The sequence below is a fragment of the Pseudoalteromonas sp. OOF1S-7 genome, assembly GCF_022347765.1.
Lineage (GTDB): Bacteria > Pseudomonadota > Gammaproteobacteria > Enterobacterales > Alteromonadaceae > Pseudoalteromonas.
Genome location: NZ_JAKRFZ010000002.1, coordinates 29160 through 51040 on the forward strand (window position 1 = coordinate 29160; position 21881 = coordinate 51040).

The following is a 21881-nucleotide window of genomic DNA, read 5'->3' on the forward strand; positions in this document are numbered from 1 at the left end:
CGGATAGATTTAGCACCACTGATACTGACGTAAGGCAATTTTGCCACCCAGTACCTGCACCCCTTCCGAACGCAATAAGTCACTTTGCTGCTTGAATTTATCACTCTTGGGCGGAAACGAAATTTTTCCCTGACTGTTGATCACCCTGTGCCAGGGCAGACTGGAGCCTGCCGGCAAGTGCTTTAACAAGTAACCTACGGCTCGCGCGTGCTTCGGCGCACCGGCAAGCCCCGCAATTTGACCGTAAGTGGCGACATATCCTGCTGGAATAGCCCCTATCAGGGTAAAAACCCTGACCCTAAACGCTTCTTTAGCTTCCTCTTGCAAACTGAACTCCTAATGCTGTGAATTGTTGCCACAAATGCCGTGCCACCGGTCCGTAATGGCTCTGGTGACGGCGAAAAGCGTGAATGGCTGCCGTGAACTCATGCTGCCGATCTATGATCTCAATTCGCTCCAGCTCACCACTTTCCAGTTCCTGTCGACAAGTATTAAGACTGGTCAGCGCAAACCCGACACCTTGAGATAAGAATAGCTTAATGGTACTGACATCATCCAATTTCATGACATGGAGCCCTCGGGAATAGGCCAGCCTTTCGCTGTCAAAGTCGAACCCACTTTCCACCATTGCCAGACAAGGATATAAACTCAATTCGTCATAATACATGCGCTTAGGCAACAAACCACGCTTAGCAACGACACCCAGTTTGGTTTCTCCGATGGCAATTGATTCCAGCTCGCCGGTGGCGTGAAATAAATCAAACCACGGGCCTATCCCCAAGTCGGCCGCGCCGGCATTCACTTGCTCCAACGCCACAAAGCGCCTACCGCTGGAGATAACCAGCTCAGTAGAAGGAAATTGCTTAAAAGTGCTGCTAATCTGCGTGTTATACGTTTCCTGGTGGCACATAGGTTCATAACAAATGCGAAATTTTGCCTCATTGCCCTGTGAAAATTCGTCCGCCAGGATTTTAAGATGGTTATGCTGTTCCAGTAGCTTCTGAGCGTGCTGATGAAAACGTTTTCCCTGCTCAGTCAGGCGGATGCGGTAATCCTCACGTGTAACCAGGGCAAAGCCCAGTTCATCGGACAACCTTTTTAAAGCTTGCGTGACTGCCGGCTGTGACTTATATAATCGTTTTGCCGCGGCACTCAGGCTTTGTGCATTTGCTACGGCATCAAGTACCTGTATATCTGCCAACTTCATAAATAAAATTTATTTTATACCAAAGTTTTAATAATTTTTATTTTATGACCAAATTCATTATCCTGCACTAAATTTTAGTCTGAGGGAGTAATTTTGGTGAATAAACTCGCACTCTTTTTTCCAGCTTTGTTGTTATTGTCAGCTTGTCAGGACGCGGCGCAGCAAACCCCAACAAACCAGGTCATCCGCCCGGTAAAACTGCATACCGTTGCTGATCCACAGGCCGGTCAGTTACGCAGTTTTCCTGCCGAAGTCGTGGCAAACCAGGGATCTTACCTTGCCTTTCGGGTCAACGGCGAACTCATGGAATTCCCGGTACTGGCCGGTCAGGAAGTGGAAAAAGGGCAGCTTCTGGCAAAACTCGACCCGGAAGATTTTGAGCTTCAGTATCAGCAGCGTAAAGCCCAATTCGAACTGGCGGTTGCTCAGCTTAACCGGATCGAGTCTTTGTATAAAAAGTCAATTGCCAGTAAAGCCGAATATGATCAGGCGCTGGCGAACGAGCAGGTTGCCGAATCTGCATTCAAAATCGCCCAGACCAACCTTGAGAACAGTGAACTCAGAGCACCGTTCGATGGCACGATTGCCAAGGTGTTTGTGAAGAATTTTGAGAACATCGTCGCCAAGCAAAATATCTTACGTCTTGAGACACGCGACCGCATGGACGTGGTCATTCAGGTGCCGGAAAAACTGGTTGCCCGTGTAAACAAAGATCTCGACTATCACCCCACAGTGGTTTTTGACGGCTATCCCGATAAGTCTTATCTGTTGAACATTAAAGAGTGGGATACACAAGCCGATCCGGTTACGCTTACCTACAAAGTGGTTTTCTCGCTGCCAATTCCGCAAGACTTTAACCTGCTGGCCGGTATGACTGGCCATGTCTATGTCGACCCGAGTAAGATCACTAATCAAAGTACTTCGGCCATCATCGTGCCCAATGAAGCCGTCTTTTCAGAACAAACTCAGGCTACCGATGGCAACCACTATGTTTGGGTCTATAACCCGGAAACTCAGCAGGTTTCAAAACGCGCGGTTCAGCCAGGCCAGCTACGCCAGCAGGGTTTTGAGATCCGAAGTGGCCTAAAACCTGGCGATATCATTGTCTCTGCCGGGGTTCACCACCTAAAAGAAGGTCTGAAGGTACGCCCATGGACTAAAGAGCGAGGCCTGTAATAATGAGTCTTGCCAAATGGTCTATTGAAAATAAAGTGATCAGTGCGATGTTCGCTTTGCTGCTGTTTTTGGCGGGCACTGTGTCGTACTTTGGACTTGGACAACTGGAAGACCCTGAGTTTACACTCAAAAAAGCCATGGTGATCACAGTCTATCCCGGCGCTTCTCCGCAACAAGTTGAAGAGGAAGTAACCTACCCCATCGAAAACGCCATCCAAAGCCTGCCGTACGTTGATTATGTCACGTCTATTTCTTCGCCCGGTCAGTCGCAGATCACCGTCGAGATGAAAAGCACTTACCGTAAAGAAGATCTAAAGCAGATCTGGGATGAACTCAGACGCAAAATCAACGATCTAAAACCCAATCTTCCACCCGGCGTCTATACGCCCAAAGTAATGGATGACTTCGCCGACGTATATGGTGTGTTGTATGCTGTAACCGGTGATGGTTATTCCTATGAAGAGCTCAAAGAATACGTCGATTATCTCAAACGCGAGCTGGTATTGGTCGATGGCGTCAGCAAAGTCACCATAGCAGGTGAACAACAGGCCCAGGTCACAGTGGAAATCTCCAGTCAGAAATTGTCACAGCTGGGCATCTCACATAATCGCATTTTCTCGCTACTGCAAACCCAAAATAGTGTCTCCAATGCAGGCAAAATTCGTGTTGGTGATGAATCCATCCGAATTCATCCTACGGGCGAGTTTAATCAGGTATCTGAGTTGGAAGACTTGCTGATTTCTAAACCCGGTGCCAAAGAGCTGATTTACCTTGGTGATGTGGCCACAGTTAAGCGTGAGTACGCCGAGATCCCTACACATATTACGCGTTTTAACCGCGACCAGTCTTTGCTACTTGGTATCTCATTTAGCTCAGGCGTAAATGTAGTGGAAGTCGGTAAGGCGATAGACAGCCACCTAGCGTCACTTGAGTATCAGCGCCCCCATGGCATGTCTGTTCACACAGTTTACAACCAGCCTAAGGAAGTCGAAAAGTCTGTTGACGGGTTTATTGTCAGTCTGCTGGAAGCCGTAGCTATCGTGATTATCGTACTGCTGATCTTCATGGGTGTGAAAAGTGGCATTCTTATCGGCGGTATCTTATTACTCACCGTGCTCGGTACCTTCATTTTTATGAAAATGTTCGCTATTGACTTACAACGCATTTCCCTCGGTGCGCTGATCATCGCACTCGGTATGTTGGTCGACAACGCGATTGTTGTTACTGAGGGGATTCTGATCAACCTCAAGCGCGGACAAAGCAAAATCAAGGCTGCCGTCAATATTGTAGAACAAACTAAATGGCCCCTGTTAGGCGCCACGGTTATTGGCATTACTGCCTTTGCACCGATTGGCTTGAGCTCCGATGCCAGTGGTGAGTTTGCCGGGTCTTTGTTCTGGGTGCTACTGATCTCGTTACTACTCAGCTGGGTTACCGCCATAACCTTGACCCCTTTCTTTGCCAATATGTTGTTCAAAGAGCAAATTCAGCAAGGCAAAAAAACAGACGACCCCTATCAGGGCATTATTTTTACCGGGTACAAGGCTCTGCTCAGCCTGTGTTTGAGATTCCGCTGGACCACCATCATCGCCATGCTGGCATTGCTGGGATGTGCAATGGTTGGGTTTAAATCAGTTAAGCAATCCTTCTTCCCGGCGTCTAATACGCCTATGTTTTATGTCGACTACTGGCATTATCAGGGTGCCGACATTCGCAGCACCGCGGATAATCTGGAAAAGCTAGAGGCCTTTTTACAAGCGGACGAGCTGGTTGAAGAGATCACCACAACCATAGGGCAAGGTGCGCCGCGGTTTATGCTCACATATAGTCCGGAAAAGCAGTACGCCTCTTATGGTCAGCTGATCATTCGTGTTAGCGACCGGGATGCAGTGGCCACAATGATTGCGAAAGTAAGGGACTTTGCTACACACAATGAGCTAGATGGCAAACTCAAGGTAAAGCGTATGGAAATCGGCCCCTCAACCGATGCAAAAATCGAAGCACGCTTCTCAGGACCTGATCCGGTTGTACTGCGACAGCTGGCAGATCATGCCAAAAACATTCTGGCACAGGACCCGGGCGCGTTTAATATTCGCGACAACTGGCGTCAGCGCGCCAAAGTACTGGAGCCGGTTTTTAATGAGCAAAAGGCACGCCGACTTGGGATCAGTAAATCCGATCTTGACCAGTTATTACTGACCAGTGTGTCGGGAAACACTGTGGGTTTATATCGGGATGGCACCAAAATGCTGCCTATCGTAGCCAAAGCACCGGAAGTTGAACGACGCAGCGTTGAAAACCTGGTTGACCTGCAAATCTTTAGTCCTGTACTCAATGTGTATGTGCCGCTCGGCCAGATACTTGATGACGTTGACGTAGTCTGGGAAGATAGCCTGATCATGCGCCGGGACCGAAAACGCACCATCACAGTAATGGCAGACCATGACGTGATCGGCAACGAAACCCCGGCCAAGCTGTTTAACCGGGTACGCGCCGACATCGAAGCAATCGAGCTGCCTCAGGGCTATGAAATGCAGTGGGGTGGAGAATTTGAATCGTCCAGTAAAGCGCAAAAAGCCATTTTTGGTTCATTACCTCTGGGTTACTTGTCCATGTTTATGATCACTGTGTTGCTATTTAACTCTGTACGCAAGCCGCTGGTTATCTGGAGCACAGTACCACTTGCCATCATTGGGGTAACCGCTGGTTTGGTGGTTTTTCAGGCCCCTTTCAGCTTTATGGCACTGCTAGGGTTATTGAGCCTCTCTGGCATGTTAATTAAGAATGGAATTGTCCTGATGGATCAAATTAACCTGGAACTGGATAGCGGAAAAGAACCTTATCAGGCCGTGTTTGATTCCGGTGTAAGCCGTGTACGACCCGTGTCTATGGCAGCCGTAACGACAATTTTAGGTATGATCCCGCTCCTGTTCGATGTGTTCTTCAAATCCATGGCCGTGACAATTATGTTTGGTCTCGGTTTTGCGACCGTGCTGACACTGATAGTATTGCCGGTGATATATTGTCTGTTCTTTAAAGTAAAAACACCCAAATAGTAAAAGGGCCGCATTAAGAGCGGCCCTTTTTCTTCGCTATTTTTTCAAAGACAGTGTCCCTTTTACCCTGCTCCCGGGCTTAACGCCGGAGTGATTTTTCGGTTTATTACGTTGCGTGGTTTTATCCGCCTGGGACTTATTCCCGTGCTTGCGCTTATGCTCGGGCGCAGATTTTCTGCTCGATCTTCCGTCCCAAGAGTCACCTTCATGTCGGCGAGGCTTTGCGATGAGGTGTTGTGGGCGCTTCTTCGTATCCACAGAGGCTTCTTCTGTTTTCGAAGAGCCTTCTATCGAGGCGTTAATCTCAGCCATTTCCGACTCGCTGAGATGACGCCACTGCCCCGGACGTAAACCATTGAGATTAACATTCATGATCCGCACACGCTTTAGTGTTTGTACTTCATAATCAAAGTACTCGCACATACGTCGTATCTGACGGTTCAGACCCTGCGTCAGAATAATGGTAAATTGCTTCGCAGCGGTTTTCTTAACAAAACACTTTTTAGTCACCGTACCTAATATTGGCACCCCAGAACGCATACCGTTAATAAATGCATCAGTAACGGGCTTGTCGACAGTGACGACGTATTCTTTTTCGTGATTATTACCGGCACGCAGTATTTTGTTAACGATATCGCCTTCATTGGTCAGAAATATCAGTCCTTCTGAGGGCCTGTCGAGTCGGCCAATAGGAAAGATGCGCTCAGGATACTGAATAGCACTGACAATGTTACTTTTAATTTTTCGCTCTGTCGTACAGGTTACGCCAACCGGTTTGTTGTAAGCGATATAAACCCGCTTTGGCTTAGCTTTGAGCGGTTTATTGTCCACCAAAATAGTGTCTGCATCACTTACTTTCAGACCCATTTCGGCAACTTGCCCGTTGACTGAGACCCGACCGTCGCTGATCAGGGTGTCGGCTTCTCTGCGGCTGCAAAACCCGGTTTCGCTGATGTATTTGTTTAATCGCTTAAGTTCATTCATAAAGGGGCAGTTATCTGTTCCTGTGCATATAATCAACGGCCTGATACCCTGCACTCAGGCTTAAAGCGCGGTGTGCTTATCTACCAGGCAAGTTTACAGGTGGCGCATGGTAACAAACTTTCTGCGCCAGTAGAAATGTTTCATAGTCGCCTGACACGATTGACTTAGCTAGACCAGGGCAATGCTCAGTCTACGGCGTTAATCTGGGGAGTGTCTTTGGCTAAAAATGCCGGTGACACCAGATATTGCGACTGTTTGTTTTTGAGCAAACTGAATTGACTAAAGTCCACCCCTGTCCAGTCTGTTTTGTCGGCCAGCCAGATGTAGCGGTGCACATTTTGCTGACTGATGACCTCCAGTGGGTAAGTAATAGACTGGTGAGTCTGCCAGTAGGAATGGCCGTGAAATCTGTCGTAAAGAGATAAAATGGCCAGGCCGCCCATAATAAAATGCCCGCCAACAGACGCCTGTAACTCGCCTTGCTCGATAAGTCTGAGCGTGTCACTCAGCCAGTCGAAGCCTCCTATCGCAACAAAGGTCCGGCCCTTTTTAGCTCGCTGTTTTACTGCACTGAGCGCACCCATGGCCATAAGATCTGACGCACTCCAGATAATATTGGTATCCGGGTATCGCTTCAGCAGGCGCTGCGTTTTCTCCATCGCCTGTGTTTTGGACCAGCTGGCATAAATTGACTGTTGCAGAGCAACACCCTGACTACCAAAATACGATTGTGCCCCCTGATTGCGCGCATCAGACTCACTGCCATAGTGGCCATTGATTGCAATAGCCTGGGGCTTATCGGCAGGATTGCTCGCTTGTAATGACTCTGTTAACGCCTGTGCCAGGTCAGCGCCGGCCCGAAAATTATCAAAATAAATCTCACCCAGCCAGTTTTTGTATCTCTGTGCGGGCCTGCCAATCTCAGACTGCTCCGGGCCGCTAATAGTTTGCTCTAAGGTCAGATACTGGATCCCGTACTTTTCCAGCAGATCCAGATGTTGCTCAGCATTTCCCGGATAGAGCATCAAAACAACATAATCCGGTGTCGCGCGATATTCCAAATATTTTTGCAACTCTGCCAGTTGAATATAGCGACTACCGTCACCGTATATCACGTCGAGTTTAACATTAAGCTGTTTACTGGCAGCCTGCGCAATCGCCTCAACTTTTTGCCAGAAAGGCTCTCCGGAAACGGATGGATTAACCAGTAAAACTGAAAAATCGGCCTTTGCCCAACTTTGGGGGGCAAAAAGCAACACACAGCCCAATAACATACACTGCAACAACTTCACAACACACAGCCTTTCGTTATGTCACAGACGGCTGAGGTGCCGCACGCAACGTTTCAATATAAACTCTGCAGGGCCTGTTCTCTTTGCCCTGTTAAGCAGTATAGCCAAAATCACCTGGCTTAGGGTCAAAGTCAGGAAAAACTCAAAGTACTCAAGGCGAGTAAATGAAACCCGGGCAGCAGGAAAAATAAAATGAAAAACACCAATACCAATCAATGACTGAAACAGATAGAGCGACAAAGAGTAGCGTCCGACAATGGCCAGTACCTTGCTGAATCTCGGCAGTTGTGTACCCAGGGCCTGTAACAGCATCAAATAACACAAGGCCATTGGCATTGCAGCCAGCCAGTTCATTGTTTCCAACACCTGACCTGCGGTCGTATCTTGACTCAACCAAAGGAGCAGTGACACAAAAGCACTCCCCCACCATAGGGTCCACAGCCACTGTGCAGGTAAAGTATGTTGACCACTAAGCCAGCCGCGCTCATAGAGCTCCATCCCCAGCAACATCAAGCCCAGCGTATTCCACAAAGTAGCAAGTGGAATAAGAATAATCATCATATTGAAATGACTGATATTCTGGCTCAGCAGATCTGCATAACTGACCGGCATTGAATTGAGTAACGTGGCATACTCAGCGCTGGCGCGGTCAATGTTCGGCTCACGAACGAGAGCGCTGAGTATTACCAACAAACCCACAGGCAGGATTGTCAGTATGGCCGCTGCAAATAGCCTGTTCTTTGCATTGAGCCACAGCAGCGCCAGCAAACCGGATAAAGCATAATTCAGCAAAATATCTCCAGGCCAGAGTAAATACCCGTGCAATACACCAAATACGGCCAACACACACAGCCGGGACTTTATCTGAAAGAGCGCGTCGTCATTCGTTTTCTGTTGCTTATATTGAATCAACAACGCAGCACCAAACACCAAGCAGAATAGGGTGCGAAAACGGCCATCCGCAAACATGGTGGTAGCGAGTGATAAGCCAGACTCTAGCCAATTCTGGCTAACCGGAGGGACATAACCATAGGCGAAATTAGCCATAAAAAACAGATTTGTCAGGCTAAGGCCGAGTAATGCAAACCCCCTTATGCTGTCAATATAGGAATTTCTTGCCATTAATAGACGTGGTCACGATACATATCAGCCCAGGTTACGGCCGACGCGTGAAACTCAGGTAAATTGTCATCCTTCATATTCAACATGGCACAAGCTTCTTGCAGTGCCCACCAACTTCCACTTTCATAAGCCCTCACTACATTTAAGATATAATGTAAAGTATTGGATTTACCCAGTAGCGCGTCATGGATGATTTCTGGAAATGGCAACCGGCCTACCAGCAGCTCCATGGGTTTATCCAAAATGGCATCCAACAATGAAAACAGCCCGGTCAAAAAACTCATACTGGCAACCCCAGGTGCAATTTGCTGCGCAATTAACTCACAAAATCGAGAGCGTACAATACTAAGGCGTGTCAGTTCAGTCGGTTTATTGGTCGCTACATGGGCTGTCATGATTAAATTAACGAACTTCAGCACGCGCTCATTCCCCAGATAGACCAGCGCCTGTTTGAGGGACTCAATACGGCTTTTAATGGGGAAAACCCCGGAATTAATCAAGCGCAATAGTTTATAAGCGAGCGCAGTGTCCTGAGCGAACAATTCAGAAATCCGCCCAAGGTTCATGTGTGGCTTCAACACCTCAGCGTAAATCAGCATGACGATGGCGTAGTTTATTTCGATGTCTTGCTGGGTGATCATAGTAGGCTTGGCAAAAAAGTATCCCTGAAAAAAAGTAAACCCCATCTTCTTAGCTTCGATAAACTCGTCTTCTGTTTCTACTTTTTCTGCCAACAGTTTAAGGTTTTTGCGCTTCTTTAACTGCTCTACCAGTGGCGCGATTGTATCCAGCGGGCTTTCAACTAAGTCGAATTTAATTAGGCGAACTAGTTTGAGAAAGGGCTCCCAATCTTTTGAATAAGTAAAATCATCCAGCGCCAGGCGATAGTTATTATGAAATAACGCCCTGACTCGCTCATAATTGTCTTTTGTCGGGGGAATTGTTTCTAGCAGCTCCAGGATCACATCACTGCTGGGTAAAAACTGTGCCAGCTCCTGATTAAGCGACTCCTCGCCAATGTTGATCAGCGCTTTTTTACCAGATGTCAGATAGCGCGTACCCAGATTAAGCTGGTTATCCATAATGAGCCGCGCCGTTGCAGCATCATCAGCAATGTTAGGGAAGCAATTTTGTTTACCATCTCGAAACAGCAATTCATACGCAACCACCTGTTTTTTCCGATTAAAGATGGCCTGCCTTGCCACAAACACTTTCAAATCACTGCTCCCAGCTATCTACTGCTCAAATAATAGCACTTTTGTTTTATTAGTTTGTCTTAATGGGGAATATTTTAACCCCATTTCATTAGAAAAAAAATCAAACTAAAACATTAATGTATTAGAATAGTCGATAGCAGAGCGAGCAGGCAAACGCCTACTCATACAATTTTTCGATATACTGACTGGCAATGTTATCCCAACTGAAACGCTGTGCTCCAGCGTTAGCCTTGATTTCGAGGTATCTTTGCGGGTCGTTACGATGAACATCTAGCGCCTGTTTTAACCGCGCCAGTAACTGCTGTGCCTGCTCAGGCAAAGTACTGCCACCAAATAAAAACCCGGTGTGTTCATGCTCAATGGTGTCTTTTAGTCCACCTACCTGGTGGGCCAAACAAGGTTGACCTGCCCGCATGGCCAACATCTGACTGATCCCGCAAGGCTCAAATGAGCTGGGCATCAAAAACAAATCACCAAGGTCATACAAATGATCGCCCAGTGCCTGTCCATACCCTTGTAAATACAAGACATTATCGTTTCGTGCCATAACCTGAGTAAACAAGTACTCAAGGTGTGGATCGCCAGAGCCCAAAATAATCAGCACCCCGCCGTACTCATTAATCAAAGTCGCGACGCTATCCAGAATGAGCTGACCATCATTTGGTTGTCTTAATAACAAGGCCTTTTGATCCGTCAGGCGACCCACACTCGTCACCAGCGGGCGACGAAAAGCCGCATGCTGTCTCCACTGGATGACGCGTTGGTGCGCAATGTAGTGGGCAGGCTTAAGCTCTCCCCCATTGGACATCCAGACAAAAAGAGACTGCTCAGCCAAATCACAATACTGGCTCAGAGTGAGGTCTTGCTTTTGTTCGTCGTGGCTTGGATAGATACAGCCATTGAGGATCCCTGCCAACCTGCCCGCTCTGTCTGCTGCCTGCATATCGTTTTCCAGTCCTTCGCCGCCAAAGAAGCCACTTTCATGGTCACTACTGTGCTGCACCTCCTGACAATAGGTGGGTGACACCAGATGTACTTTATCGACAAGGCTAATTGCGGCGCGCATTGGATTAAAACAATGCGGATAAATATGGTCACAGATCCGGCTGCCGTCATAACTTAAGGTGGGAAACCAGGATTCCAGGCTGGATTCATCATGCTTAAACGGGCGGATCCCCTGCAAAGCCAGATTATGCACCGTATAAACAGTTTTAATTTGTTTTAAATTGACAAATCGGGGACTGAATGTTTTAAGTACCGCCACCACAGCCGCATGCCAGTCATGTAAGTGCAGTATATCAACTGGCCCTATTATCTGATGCTCCAGCAACTCACTCACCGCGGCGCAAAACAGCGCAAACTTATTGGCATCAGTCGCAAATGGCTGGTTGCCATCGTTACAATATATAGCCCCGCCATGCTCTGAAAACAGCGAATGGGACACCACATATTGCTCGACTCCCGAGTCGCTGGACACCCGCCAAAGAGTCGCGGTTTCCAGGTGTTGCTTAAAAGGCACCGCAATGTCTGCGACAAACTCCCGATTCAGTGCAAACTGACCATAATCCGGTACAATCACAGAGCAGCGGATCTGCCGCGCTGCCAGTGCATAGGGAATGTCGCGGATCACATCCGCAACGCCTCCTACTTTACAATTTGGCAGGCGATCATTTTCCGCTGCCACCATAACTACATGCATGTTTGTCCCTTTACGCCGTTTCCTGGTTTTTACCTGCCAACAGCTGCTGTTGCTTTTCTAATGCGACAAGCATATCACGGGTCACCAGCACGATGCCGTTTTTGGAGACTCTGAAACCATTTCTTTTATCTTTCGCCTGATCGTAGCCAATTTCCATTCCTTCAGGAATATGACAGCTGCGATCAATAATGGCATTTCTGATCCGACAATGACGCTCGATCACCACACCAGGCAGCACCACAGCCCCTTCAATTTCACAGTACGAATGTACGTGAACATTTGAAAACAGCAGAGATTTCCGGACTACGGAGCCTGAGATAATACAACCTCCCGAGACGGTAGAATCGACGGCCATGCCACGACGCTCATCGTCATCAAAGATAAATTTAGCAGGCGGTAACTGCTCCTGGTAGGTCCAAATTGGCCAGCTCGGATCGTACAAATCAAGCTGAGGCTGCGGAGACACCAACTCCATATTTGCTTCCCAGAATGAATCGATTGTGCCCACATCACGCCAGTAAGGCTGACCCGGATGGCTGGGGTCACGAAACGGAAATGCAAATACATTATGCTCTTCGATAATTGCCGGAATGATATCGTGGCCAAAATCACGACCGGAGCCTTCGCGCTCAGCGTCTTCTTTTAATTGTTCAAACAGAAACTCGGTATTAAAGACATAGTTTCCCATTGAGGCCAGACATACACCAGGTTTACCCGGGATTTCACTGGGGGCCGCTGGTTTTTCATCAAAACGACGAACCCGTTTGTTTCCATCAACGGTCATAACTCCGAAGGTATTGGCCGCACCTTCACAGGGCACTTCGATACAACACACCGTCATATCCGCGCCGGTTTCTACATGCTTCGCTAATAGCGCACCATAGTCCATCCTATAGACATGGTCACCAGATAAGATCATGACATATTTAGGTAGCTCGTGACGAATGATATCCATGTTCTGGAACACCGCATCTGCGGTGCCACAGTACCATTCGTCTCCATAACGCTGAGAGGCTGGCAAAATCTCGACCGACTCTCCAAGCTCTTTCTTAAAGTGACCCCAGGCGCGATTAACATGGCGGATCAAAGAGTGTGACTTGTACTGTGTCGCTATGCCAACCCGGCGAATACCCGAGTTAATACAATTTGATAACGGAAAGTCAATTATTCTGTGTTTGCCTCCAAAATACACCGCGGGCTTTGCTCTCCAGTCGGTCAGCTCATGCAGCCTGCTACCACGACCACCCGCCAGGATCAGTGCATATGTTTCTCTGGTCAGGTTACTAATATATCGGTTTGCATAACTGGGCATTCATTATCTCCATTAAAAAGTCTATCTACGATCTACTGCATTGGGGTTAAGCGCCAAATATCGTCACAATATTGTTGAATAGTGCGATCGCTAGAAAAACTGCCACTAGCGGCCGTGTTAAGTATGCTCATACGTAACCACTGCGACTGATCCTGATAGGTTTCTGCGGCACGTTGTTGCGCTTCGAGATAGCTGTCAAAGTCGTGTGCAACCAACCAGGGATCGTGAGGGCTACGAATAGCGGCGATGATGTCGTTGAATATTCCGGGTTCAAATAAGTTAAAGTGGCCACTTTCCAGTAACGCCATGGTATTACTCAGTGCCTGGCTGGATTGGATAATGGCATTGGGATCATAATGCTGACGTACTTCATCGGCTTGTTGTGCGGTGGCACCAAACAGGAAAAAGTTATCTGCTCCCACCTGCTCCCTAATCTCGATATTGGCACCATCCAGCGTACCTATGGTCAGCGCGCCGTTCATCATGAACTTCATGTTACCCGTGCCCGAAGCTTCTTTGCCTGCCGTCGAGATTTGTTGAGACAGATCAGTCGCGGCACAAATGGTTTCCATAGCGGTGACATTATAATTAGGGAAAAACGCAACTCTCAAAAGCGGCCTGGCCTGAGCATCTTTATTGACCACATTGGCCACATTATTGATAAGTTTGATCACCAGCTTGGCCATCGCATAGCCAGGGGCTGCCTTGCCGCCAAACAATACGCAGCGTGGCACCATGCCGTGGGTCTCACCACGGCGAATACGGTCGTACAATGAGATCACATGCAGGATGTTGAGCAACTGACGTTTGTATTCGTGGATGCGCTTAACCTGCACATCAAACATCATACTGGCGTCGAACTCAACGCCGCAGCGTGCCTGTACCAGTTTCGCGAGTTTTTCTTTATTGCCCTGCTTGACCGCTTGCCATTGACTCTGGAAAGCTCTGTCATCGTAATAACGGCGCAGCGATTTGATTTCGGCATAATCTGCTTGCCACTGTTCGCCAATTTTGCTGGTAATGAGCTTTGCCAGAGATGGGTTACAATAGGCAAGCCAGCGTCTGGGGGTAACACCATTAGTTTTGTTGTTAAATTTAGCAGGCCAGAGCTGATAAAAGTCATGAAACAACCCCGATTTAAGTAGCTCAGTGTGCAGCGCTGCCACGCCATTAACCGAGAAACTCCCTACTATCGCCAGGTAGGCCATACGGATCTGTGGGTGATCGCCTTCTTCGATGAGGGACAGTGCACGTTGCTTTTCCATATCACCGGGCCACATCAGTGCGACTTCAGACAAAAAGCGCGCATTAATTTCGTAAATAACTTCTAATAATCTCGGTAGCAGACGAGCAAATAAAGACACCGACCATTTTTCCAGCGCTTCTGGCAACAAGGTATGGTTGGTATACGCCATAGTTGATGTGGTGATCGACCAGGCCAGTTCCCACTCAAGCTCATACTCGTCAACCAGCAGCCTCATCAGTTCCGCTACCGCAATGCTCGGGTGCGTATCATTAAGCTGAAAAACATGCAGATCAGCAAATTCGCTGAAGTCTGTACCGTGTTGTTCCACCCATTGATGTAGTATGTCCTGCAAACTGGCACTGGACAAAAAATACTGCTGCCTGAGTCTTAACTCTTTGCCGTTTTCACTGCTGTCATTCGGGTATAGCACCATAGTGATCTGCTCGGCCAGATTTTTCTTTGCAACGGCTTCGGAATAACTTCCGGCATTGAATTCCTTCAAATTAAACTCATCCGTCGCCTCGGATTTCCATAACCTTAATGTATTCACGACACCATTTCGGTATCCGGGAATGGGCACATCATAGGGTACCGCCAGTACATCCTGCGTATTCACCCATACGCGATGAGTGCGGCCTTGTCTGTCCTGATGGGGCTCAACATGACCAAAAAACTTGATCACCCTGGCCTGCTCCGGTGCCGGCATTTCCCAGGGGTGGCCCTCACGCAGCCAGTTGTCAGGGTGTTCGACCTGAAAGCCCTGATCCAGTGACTGATTGAACATCCCGTATTCATAGCGGATCCCATAGCCAATGACGGGCAATGCCAGTGTCGCACAGCTATCCAAAAAGCAGGCTGCCAGACGACCCAAACCACCATTACCCAGGCCCGCATCATGTTCAGCCTGTTCAACGTATTCAAATTCAGTACAATATTCTTTGAGTGCTTCACGGGTTTGCTTTTCTAAATCCAGACTGAGCACCGCATTACCCAGCGCTCTGCCCATTAAGAACTCCAATGACAAATAGGCTGCACGTTTACATTGATTGTCGGCCAGGTATTGGTTTGTCGCCCTGCATCTTGCCACCAGCCGGTCCCTGACGGTCAACGCCAGTGCCTGAAACAAATAATGTTTAGAATCTCCAACTTTGTCACGCCCCAGGGTATAGTAAAAGTGTCGCATCAAATCATCAGCCAGCGTGCTTTCATCCAGTTTTGGTGCTTCCTGCCAATGCTTTACGACACATACATTTGACGTTTTCTTAGTCATTATTGAGATCCTCGTTATGAGATTGATATACCCAGGCACTGTGTGCACTCAGGGATTGGGTCTGATGCCCCTTTTCAATGGTTTCTGTGGGGTGCACAGAGCTGAGCATTAGCTTCCAGACAACACCCGAAACTGCGGGTAATTTCACCGCCACATCGTCGCTGCCGGCATGCAATATCACCAGCAAATTTTGCTTTCTCAGCGTGTCTGTTAACATATAGATCAGCGTCTTATTGTGGCTGTCGTGCCAATCTCCCTCCGCCATCGGGCACGCGTCTTTGTTGAACCAGCTGATATTGAACCGCTCATCCTGGGTGTGAATATAAAACGGGTGATGAAATATCGCATACTGGCAGCGTATTCCCTGGAGCCGCGCAATCAAGTCACATAAGTCGCAGACTTCATCACTGCTCCGGTTTCCTTTTGAACTTCGGTTTTGACTGCAACGCTCAGTGATACTCTGAGGCCAGCTCAACCAATTAATGTCATTATCCTGACAATAAGCATTGTTATTGCCCTGTTGCGAGTGAGCTATTTCCGTACCGGCCGCGAGCATAGGTACCCCTTTAGACATCATTAATGTAATGAGCGCACTTTTTTGAATTTGATGCCTTAATGCCTGTATATGCTCATGCTCGGTTTGACCTTCTACGCCGCAATTGAATGAAATGTTTTCGCTATGGCCATCGCGGTTGTCTTCACCATTGGCAAAATTGTGTTTTTGCTCATAGCTAACCCAATCAGCAAGCGTAAAGCCATCATGGCTGGTGATAAAATTAACTGAATTGAGTGGCCCGCGTTGATTGTGTTCAAATAATTCATGAGAACCATGGACACGCTTCGCGAGCTCTGACAAGGTACCTGCGTCACCACGCCAAAAACGTCTTACCGTATCCCGGTACTTGTCGTTCCACTCTCGCCAGGGAGATGGAAAGCCACCCAACTGATAGCCACCGGGACCAACATCCCAGGGCTCGGCAATTAACTTAACCTTGCTAAGCACGGGATCTTGCGCTACTGCCTGCAAGAAACTGTGTTGCGGACTAAAGCCACGCTCAGTACGGGCCAGTATGGTTGCCAGGTCAAACCTGAAACCATCAACGCCCATAAATTCGACCCAGTACCTTAGACTGTCCATCACCAGTTTCAGAGTATAGGGGTCATCAATATTGAGGGTGTTACCGCATCCGGTGTCATTAATATAATGGGCTTGCTCACCCACCATACGATAGTAGCCAGTATTGTTAAGCCCTTTGAGCGACAGGGTTGGTCCATCCAGCCCCCCTTCTGCAGTATGGTTGTACACGACGTCCAGGATCACCTCTATGCCCGCGCGATGAAACTCCCGAACCATTTGCTGAAACTCGCAAATATCCCCGTCTACCAGAAAGTCTTTGTGAGGTACAAAAAAGCTTAACGAGTTATAGCCCCAGTAGTTTTTTAACCCCTTGGTTGTTAAAAATTGCTCTGAAATAAAGGCATGACAAGGCAGTAACTCTATTGTCGTCACACCCAAACTGGCCAGGTGTGCAATGAAGTTGCTGTGGCTCAGACCCAAAAACTTGCCACGCAGAGGCTTTGGTACAAACTCGCAGTGTTTCGTCGCACCGCGAACATGACACTCATAAATCAGGGTTTTTGACCAGGGAATAGCCGGCCTGGCTCCTTCATATGGCTCAATACCCGTAACGCAAGATTTGGGCATATCGACAGCATTATCACTTTGATTGAGTATTCCTACTGGTAAATGGCAAAAATGCCGTTCACTCCAGGTAAACTCCCCATGAAAATCTTTGCAATAGGGGTCTAACAGCAACTTGTGGTGGTTGAATAACATCCCCTTTTCGGGTGCATACCGGCCTGCAGCGCGAAAGCCGTACAATGCTCCTGCGCACAATGGCGAGACAAACACAGACCACAGCCCACCTTCATGGCGATACATAGTGATCCTGGCTATTTCACTATGACCACTTTGATCGAACAAACACAGCTGCACCTCAGTTGCCCCTGGGGCATAGACAGCAAAGTTGACTCCCTGATCGTGCAGTGAGCTACCCAGAGGTGAAGGTTGACCCCGGTGTGACGTTAACATCAGGCGTCTGCACTCATGTATTGCAAATAGACAGTGCTCAATGGCCCTATGGTGATTTCGATACTGTGCTCAAAGCCATGGCTGGCGATAGCTTTGCTCTGTATCATTTGCTGTTGATGTGCAACTGGTGTTGTGCCACTGCCGTACAAGCTGGTGTCGTCGGAGTTAAACACCACTCGATAAATGCCGCCACGGGGCACCCCGATACGATAGCAATGCAGGACCTGCGGGGTAAAATGACTCACGACCACCATCAAGTCAGTACTGGATTTGCCAAAACGTGCAAAACTCAATACTGACTGCTCGCCGTTGTGGCAGTCTATCCATTGAAACCCACACGGAGAATTATCCAGCTCATGCAGAGCGGGTGTATTGCAGTACAGGTGATTAAGCGACTTAATTGTCTGATAAACCCCCTGATGTGCGGGCGACTCCAGTAAACTCCAATCCAGTCCACGGTTATGATCCCACTCCGTGCGTGGCGCCAGTTCACTGCCCATAAACAGTAATTTTTTGCCAGGGTGCGCATACATAAAACCATAGTAAGCACGCAGGTTTGCAAACTGTTGCCAGTCGTCGCCTGGCATTTTACTCAGTAATGCCCCTTTGCCATGCACAACTTCGTCGTGACTCAGTGGCAAAATATAATTTTCTGAGTAAGCATAGGCCATAGAAAAGGTCATTTCATGATGATGGTATTTTCTGTGAATGGGATCTCTTTGCATGTAACTCAGACTGTCATTCATCCACCCCATGTTCCATTTGTAGCCAAATCCCAAACCATTGTGGTCCACCGCTTGAGTCACCCCTGGCCAGGCGGTAGATTCCTCAGCAACCATCATAATGTGAGGATGCCGACCATAGCTGCGGGAATTGACTGCTCTGATGCAGTCTATCGCGCCAAGGTTTTCTCTGCCGCCAAACAGGTTCGGGATCCACTCACCATCATTACGCGAGTAATCCAGATACAGCATAGAGGCAACCGCATCGACCCTTAACCCATCCAGTTTAAACACTTCAAGCCAGTAGTTTGCATTGGAGAGCAGGTAACTTTTTACTTCCGGGCGCTCATAATTGTAGATATAAGTGTTCCAGTCGGGGTGATACCCCTGACGACTGTCCGCATGTTCATACAGATGTGTACCGTCAAAACGATGTAAGCCATGGGGATCTGACGGGAAGTGCCCTGGCACCCAGTCAATCAGGATACCCAAATCTAATACAGCACATTGGGCGACAAAGTAGCGAAAATCATCCACAGAGCCGAAACGGCTGGTCGGCGCAAAAAGCCCCACAGGCTGATATCCCCATGAGCCATCAAAAGGATATTCGCTAATTGGCATAAGCTGTACATGAGTAAAACCCAGTGCTTTAACATAAGGTAATAAATCATCAGCCAGCTCGCGATAAGTCAGGTAGCGATTATCCTCTTTTTCCCGACGTTTCCACGAGCCCAAATGCACCTCATAAATGGCAATGGGCGCATCAATCGCATTGCGCCGGCGACGCCGTGTCTGCTCGGCATCACTCAGCGGCATGCTCTGCTGAGCTGGCTGAATCACACTGGCGGTACCGGGGGCTTGCTGCATTTTAACCGCAAAAGGGTCGGCTCGTTCAGTCACCTCTCCATCCACGCCAACAATGGCGTACTTGTAACCTTGTTCGGCTGTCAGGTGCGGCACAAATAAGTCCCACACACCGCTGGCAGGATGAAAGCGCATAAAATGCTGACATGATTGCCAATGATTAAATTCCCCAATCACGGAGACACTGCGCGCATTCGGTGCCCAGACGCAAAACTGCGTGCCGTGGCAACCCTGGTGAGTCAGCGACCGTGCGCCAAAATGGTGATAACCATGCTCAAGCGACCCTTCATTGAACAAGTACATGGCAGACTCGTCCAGCGCACTGCTAAAGTCATAGGCGTCGCGGGTGGTGATAACACTATCGGGAAATTCAATGATCAGATGATAACCCGAAGCGATATGGCTGTTGAATTCGAGCACAAACAAGGCCGACTCACCAATACGTTGCATGGCTGTAGTTTGCTGTGCAACATTAACAGATAACGCCTGTGCGCCAGGCATGTACACCCGGATAATGGAGCCCTGTTCAGTGCGATGTAAACCAAGAAAAGAGAAAGGATCACGAAAACATCCTGTATCCAGGGCCGAAATTTGTGCCGCGTAGTCGTGGGTAATTATGGGCGATTTACTTGCTGAATTCATGCCTGCTCTCTGATCCTTTTTATCTCTGTCATTAACTGATTGTTTTGCTCTAAAGTTTGCTCGGCCGGGATTGCCAGACGCCGACGCCAGTTGGGATATTCACGGTCAGTGCCAGGAATATTGACAGGCAGTTGTTGTTGCTCCAGGTCATCCAATTGGATAGCCAGCAATTTACTCGGACTGGCCGCAAGTTTTTTAACAATGGCAGTATAGATATGGTGTGCGTCATTGAGCTGCTGCCCATTATGTGTACCATCCAGCCCCAGCCATGTTAGCAACCTGGCCTTATCCTCTTCCCTATCCCTTATCATCTCTGCCGCTTCTTGTTCACTGCAAAGCTGGTAATCTTGTTTGAGACTAATGTCAGTTTGGCACCACCAGGCGCTAAACGGTGCCACATCATGGTTGGCAACCATCAGTAACGTATCAGGACGATATTGCTCGACCGGTTTAAAATGACCCTGCTGATCTTTGGCAAAATACATCAAAATATTGCCGTAGAGGTTGGCGTCATTCATAGCAGCAGAGACTTCCGGTGGTACTATGCCTAGATCTTCACCTATTACCATAGCCCGGTTCAGGTGAGATTCAATCTTTAAAATCGCCAGCAAGTGCTCAAAGGGATAATAGATATAGCACCCGTCCTGCTTGCCCTGCGACTCAAAACACCACCATAAGCGCCGTATTGCCATTACATGATCAATGCGCAGCGCACCAAATGACGCCATGTTGCTGCGCACCAGAGAGCGAAAATACGCGTAGTTGTGCTGTTTGATTTTAATCGGGTTCAGCGCTGGCAGCCCCCAATTCTGACCGGATTCGGCCCATGGGTCTGGTGGTGCACCAATGTTTGCGCCGTTCGCAAACAAGGATTCATTTTGAGTAAACTCATCGCCTTCTTGTGCGCAGCCAACGGCCAGGTCGTTGATCAGACCAATAGCCATACCGGCGTTTCTGGCATGTAACTGACAGGCTCGAAGCTGTTGATGCGCAAGCCACTGCATAAACCACTCACGCTCAGTGAGTTCACTGTGGCTCAGAGTTTGCTCCTTGTCGTGCTTGAACTCGCTCAGAGCCTGGCGCACAGCCGGAACACCTTCGCATTTATCAAACAAACCCGTTAATGCAGCATATTTCGCTTTCGCAACCGCACTGTAATCAATGTAGTTTTGAGCACACTCGTTTTGTACAGAGCCAAGTGCTTCATCTATGTTCAGTTGAAAGTCTTCGCGTAATGTGTCGATTGCCCAATCTAATGCAATATATAAAGGATTAATCAGACAACGGTGTGACGGACTGTAAGGGCTCGCGCGTTCCGGCTCTGATTCAAACAGTAAGTGCAAAGGATTAAGCAAAATGAAGTCGCAATGCGAGATTGCGGCGCTGGAGATCACCTGATGTAGATCGCGAAAGTCCCCCACACCTGCGTTGCGCTCGCTGCGTAATGTATAAAGCTGGAGTGATAAGCCTGTGCGCTTAACATCGTCTTGCTCTATGGCATAACAACGTTTAGGTACCGACCATAGTTCAGTCGTTTTAGTGCCAAACACCCCTTCGATTTGGGCGTTAAAATACCCAGCAGGTAGCTCCCCTACGCTGACTTTCAGGTCCAGATAAATCTGTCCATTGTAATGATAATCACCACACACTTCGGCCTGAGATAGCGCAAAGCTGGTGCTCAAAGCGAGGTCTGGTATTTGAATTACCACCGACGAATGACGAGCGGTTTGCGGCACTTTTAACGAAAAACCCCCGGTTTCAGCCTCGGCAAGTACGACCTCATCGACAACCTCAAGCCAGGGTTTAACATCCAGTAAAAAATTTAGCTCGGCAATCTGGGAGCCATCGTCTGTATCAATGCCACAACAACGCAATGCATCGACCCGCGTCGCATGGTCAAAATAGACGTGCTCACCATTATATTTGGTATAGTCAAAGCCTATGCCATGCAAGTAGAACAACTGTTCCAGCCCTTGCATT

General features: G+C 48.3%; 14 protein-coding genes. 2 read left to right on the plus strand and 12 right to left on the minus strand.

The genetic code is table 11. The features are described from left to right. Positions 1–9: 9 nt before the first annotated feature. Together MHN33_RS03160 and MHN33_RS03165 are read right to left on the minus strand one after the other, a co-directional pair. A complete protein-coding gene (locus tag MHN33_RS03160) occupies positions 10–327 on the minus strand; it encodes an MGMT family protein (protein WP_239395179.1) in 318 nt (105 codons plus the stop codon). After that, a complete protein-coding gene (locus MHN33_RS03165; protein WP_239395192.1) occupies positions 311–1207 on the minus strand; it encodes a LysR family transcriptional regulator in 897 nt (298 codons plus the stop codon). Before MHN33_RS03165 ends, MHN33_RS03160 begins: the two co-directional genes overlap by 17 nt. A 96-nt stretch (positions 1208–1303) precedes the next feature. Here MHN33_RS03165 and MHN33_RS03170 point away from each other — a divergent pair, with 96 nt between their 5' ends. Together MHN33_RS03170 and MHN33_RS03175 are read left to right on the plus strand one after the other, a co-directional pair. After that, positions 1304–2383, plus strand: a complete 1080-nt coding sequence (locus tag MHN33_RS03170) for an efflux RND transporter periplasmic adaptor subunit (RefSeq protein WP_239395194.1) — start codon at positions 1304–1306, stop codon at positions 2381–2383. A 2-nt stretch (positions 2384–2385) separates the two neighbouring features. Continuing rightward, on the plus strand, positions 2386–5439 hold the full coding sequence (locus tag MHN33_RS03175; RefSeq protein ID WP_239395196.1) for an efflux RND transporter permease subunit: 3054 nt from the start codon (positions 2386–2388) through the stop codon (positions 5437–5439). Between the two features lie 36 nt (positions 5440–5475). Here MHN33_RS03175 and rluF read toward each other — a convergent pair whose 3' ends face one another. From rluF to malQ, 10 genes are all read right to left on the minus strand, one after another. Beyond that, positions 5476–6423, minus strand: coding sequence for a 23S rRNA pseudouridine(2604) synthase RluF (rluF, locus tag MHN33_RS03180; RefSeq protein WP_239395207.1), 948 nt, complete (start codon positions 6421–6423; stop codon positions 5476–5478). A 185-nt stretch (positions 6424–6608) separates the two neighbouring features. Continuing rightward, positions 6609–7715, minus strand: coding sequence for an ABC transporter substrate-binding protein (locus MHN33_RS03185; protein WP_239395209.1), 1107 nt, complete (start codon positions 7713–7715; stop codon positions 6609–6611). Positions 7716–7736: 21 nt separating this feature from the next. Beyond that, positions 7737–8762, minus strand: coding sequence for a DUF418 domain-containing protein (locus tag MHN33_RS03190; protein WP_239395211.1), 1026 nt, complete (start codon positions 8760–8762; stop codon positions 7737–7739). Positions 8763–8836: 74 nt separating this feature from the next. Then, entirely contained in the window at positions 8837–10054 is a 1218-nt protein-coding gene (locus MHN33_RS03195; RefSeq protein WP_239395213.1) for an HDOD domain-containing protein, read from the minus strand. Between the two features lie 157 nt (positions 10055–10211). Then, complete coding sequence (locus MHN33_RS03200) at positions 10212–11753, minus strand: glycogen/starch synthase (protein ID WP_239395215.1); 1542 nt, start codon at positions 11751–11753, stop codon at positions 10212–10214. Between the two features lie 10 nt (positions 11754–11763). Continuing rightward, positions 11764–13065, minus strand: a complete 1302-nt coding sequence (gene glgC / locus MHN33_RS03205; protein WP_239395217.1) for a glucose-1-phosphate adenylyltransferase — start codon at positions 13063–13065, stop codon at positions 11764–11766. A 32-nt stretch (positions 13066–13097) separates the two neighbouring features. Further along, the gene (locus MHN33_RS03210; protein ID WP_239395219.1) at positions 13098–15581 is read right to left on the minus strand and encodes a glycogen/starch/alpha-glucan phosphorylase; all 2484 of its coding nucleotides are present in this window, start codon (positions 15579–15581) and stop codon (positions 13098–13100) included. Continuing rightward, entirely contained in the window at positions 15574–17673 is a 2100-nt protein-coding gene (glgX, locus tag MHN33_RS03215; protein ID WP_239395221.1) for a glycogen debranching protein GlgX, read from the minus strand. The genes MHN33_RS03210 and glgX overlap by 8 nt, the downstream gene beginning before the upstream one ends. Then, complete coding sequence (gene glgB, locus MHN33_RS03220; RefSeq protein ID WP_239395231.1) at positions 17673–19901, minus strand: 1,4-alpha-glucan branching protein GlgB; 2229 nt, start codon at positions 19899–19901, stop codon at positions 17673–17675. Before glgB ends, glgX begins: the two co-directional genes overlap by 1 nt. Further along, a complete protein-coding gene (gene malQ / locus MHN33_RS03225) occupies positions 19898–21880 on the minus strand; it encodes a 4-alpha-glucanotransferase (RefSeq protein ID WP_239395233.1) in 1983 nt (660 codons plus the stop codon). Before malQ ends, glgB begins: the two co-directional genes overlap by 4 nt. Between the last annotated feature and the right edge of the window lies 1 nt (position 21881).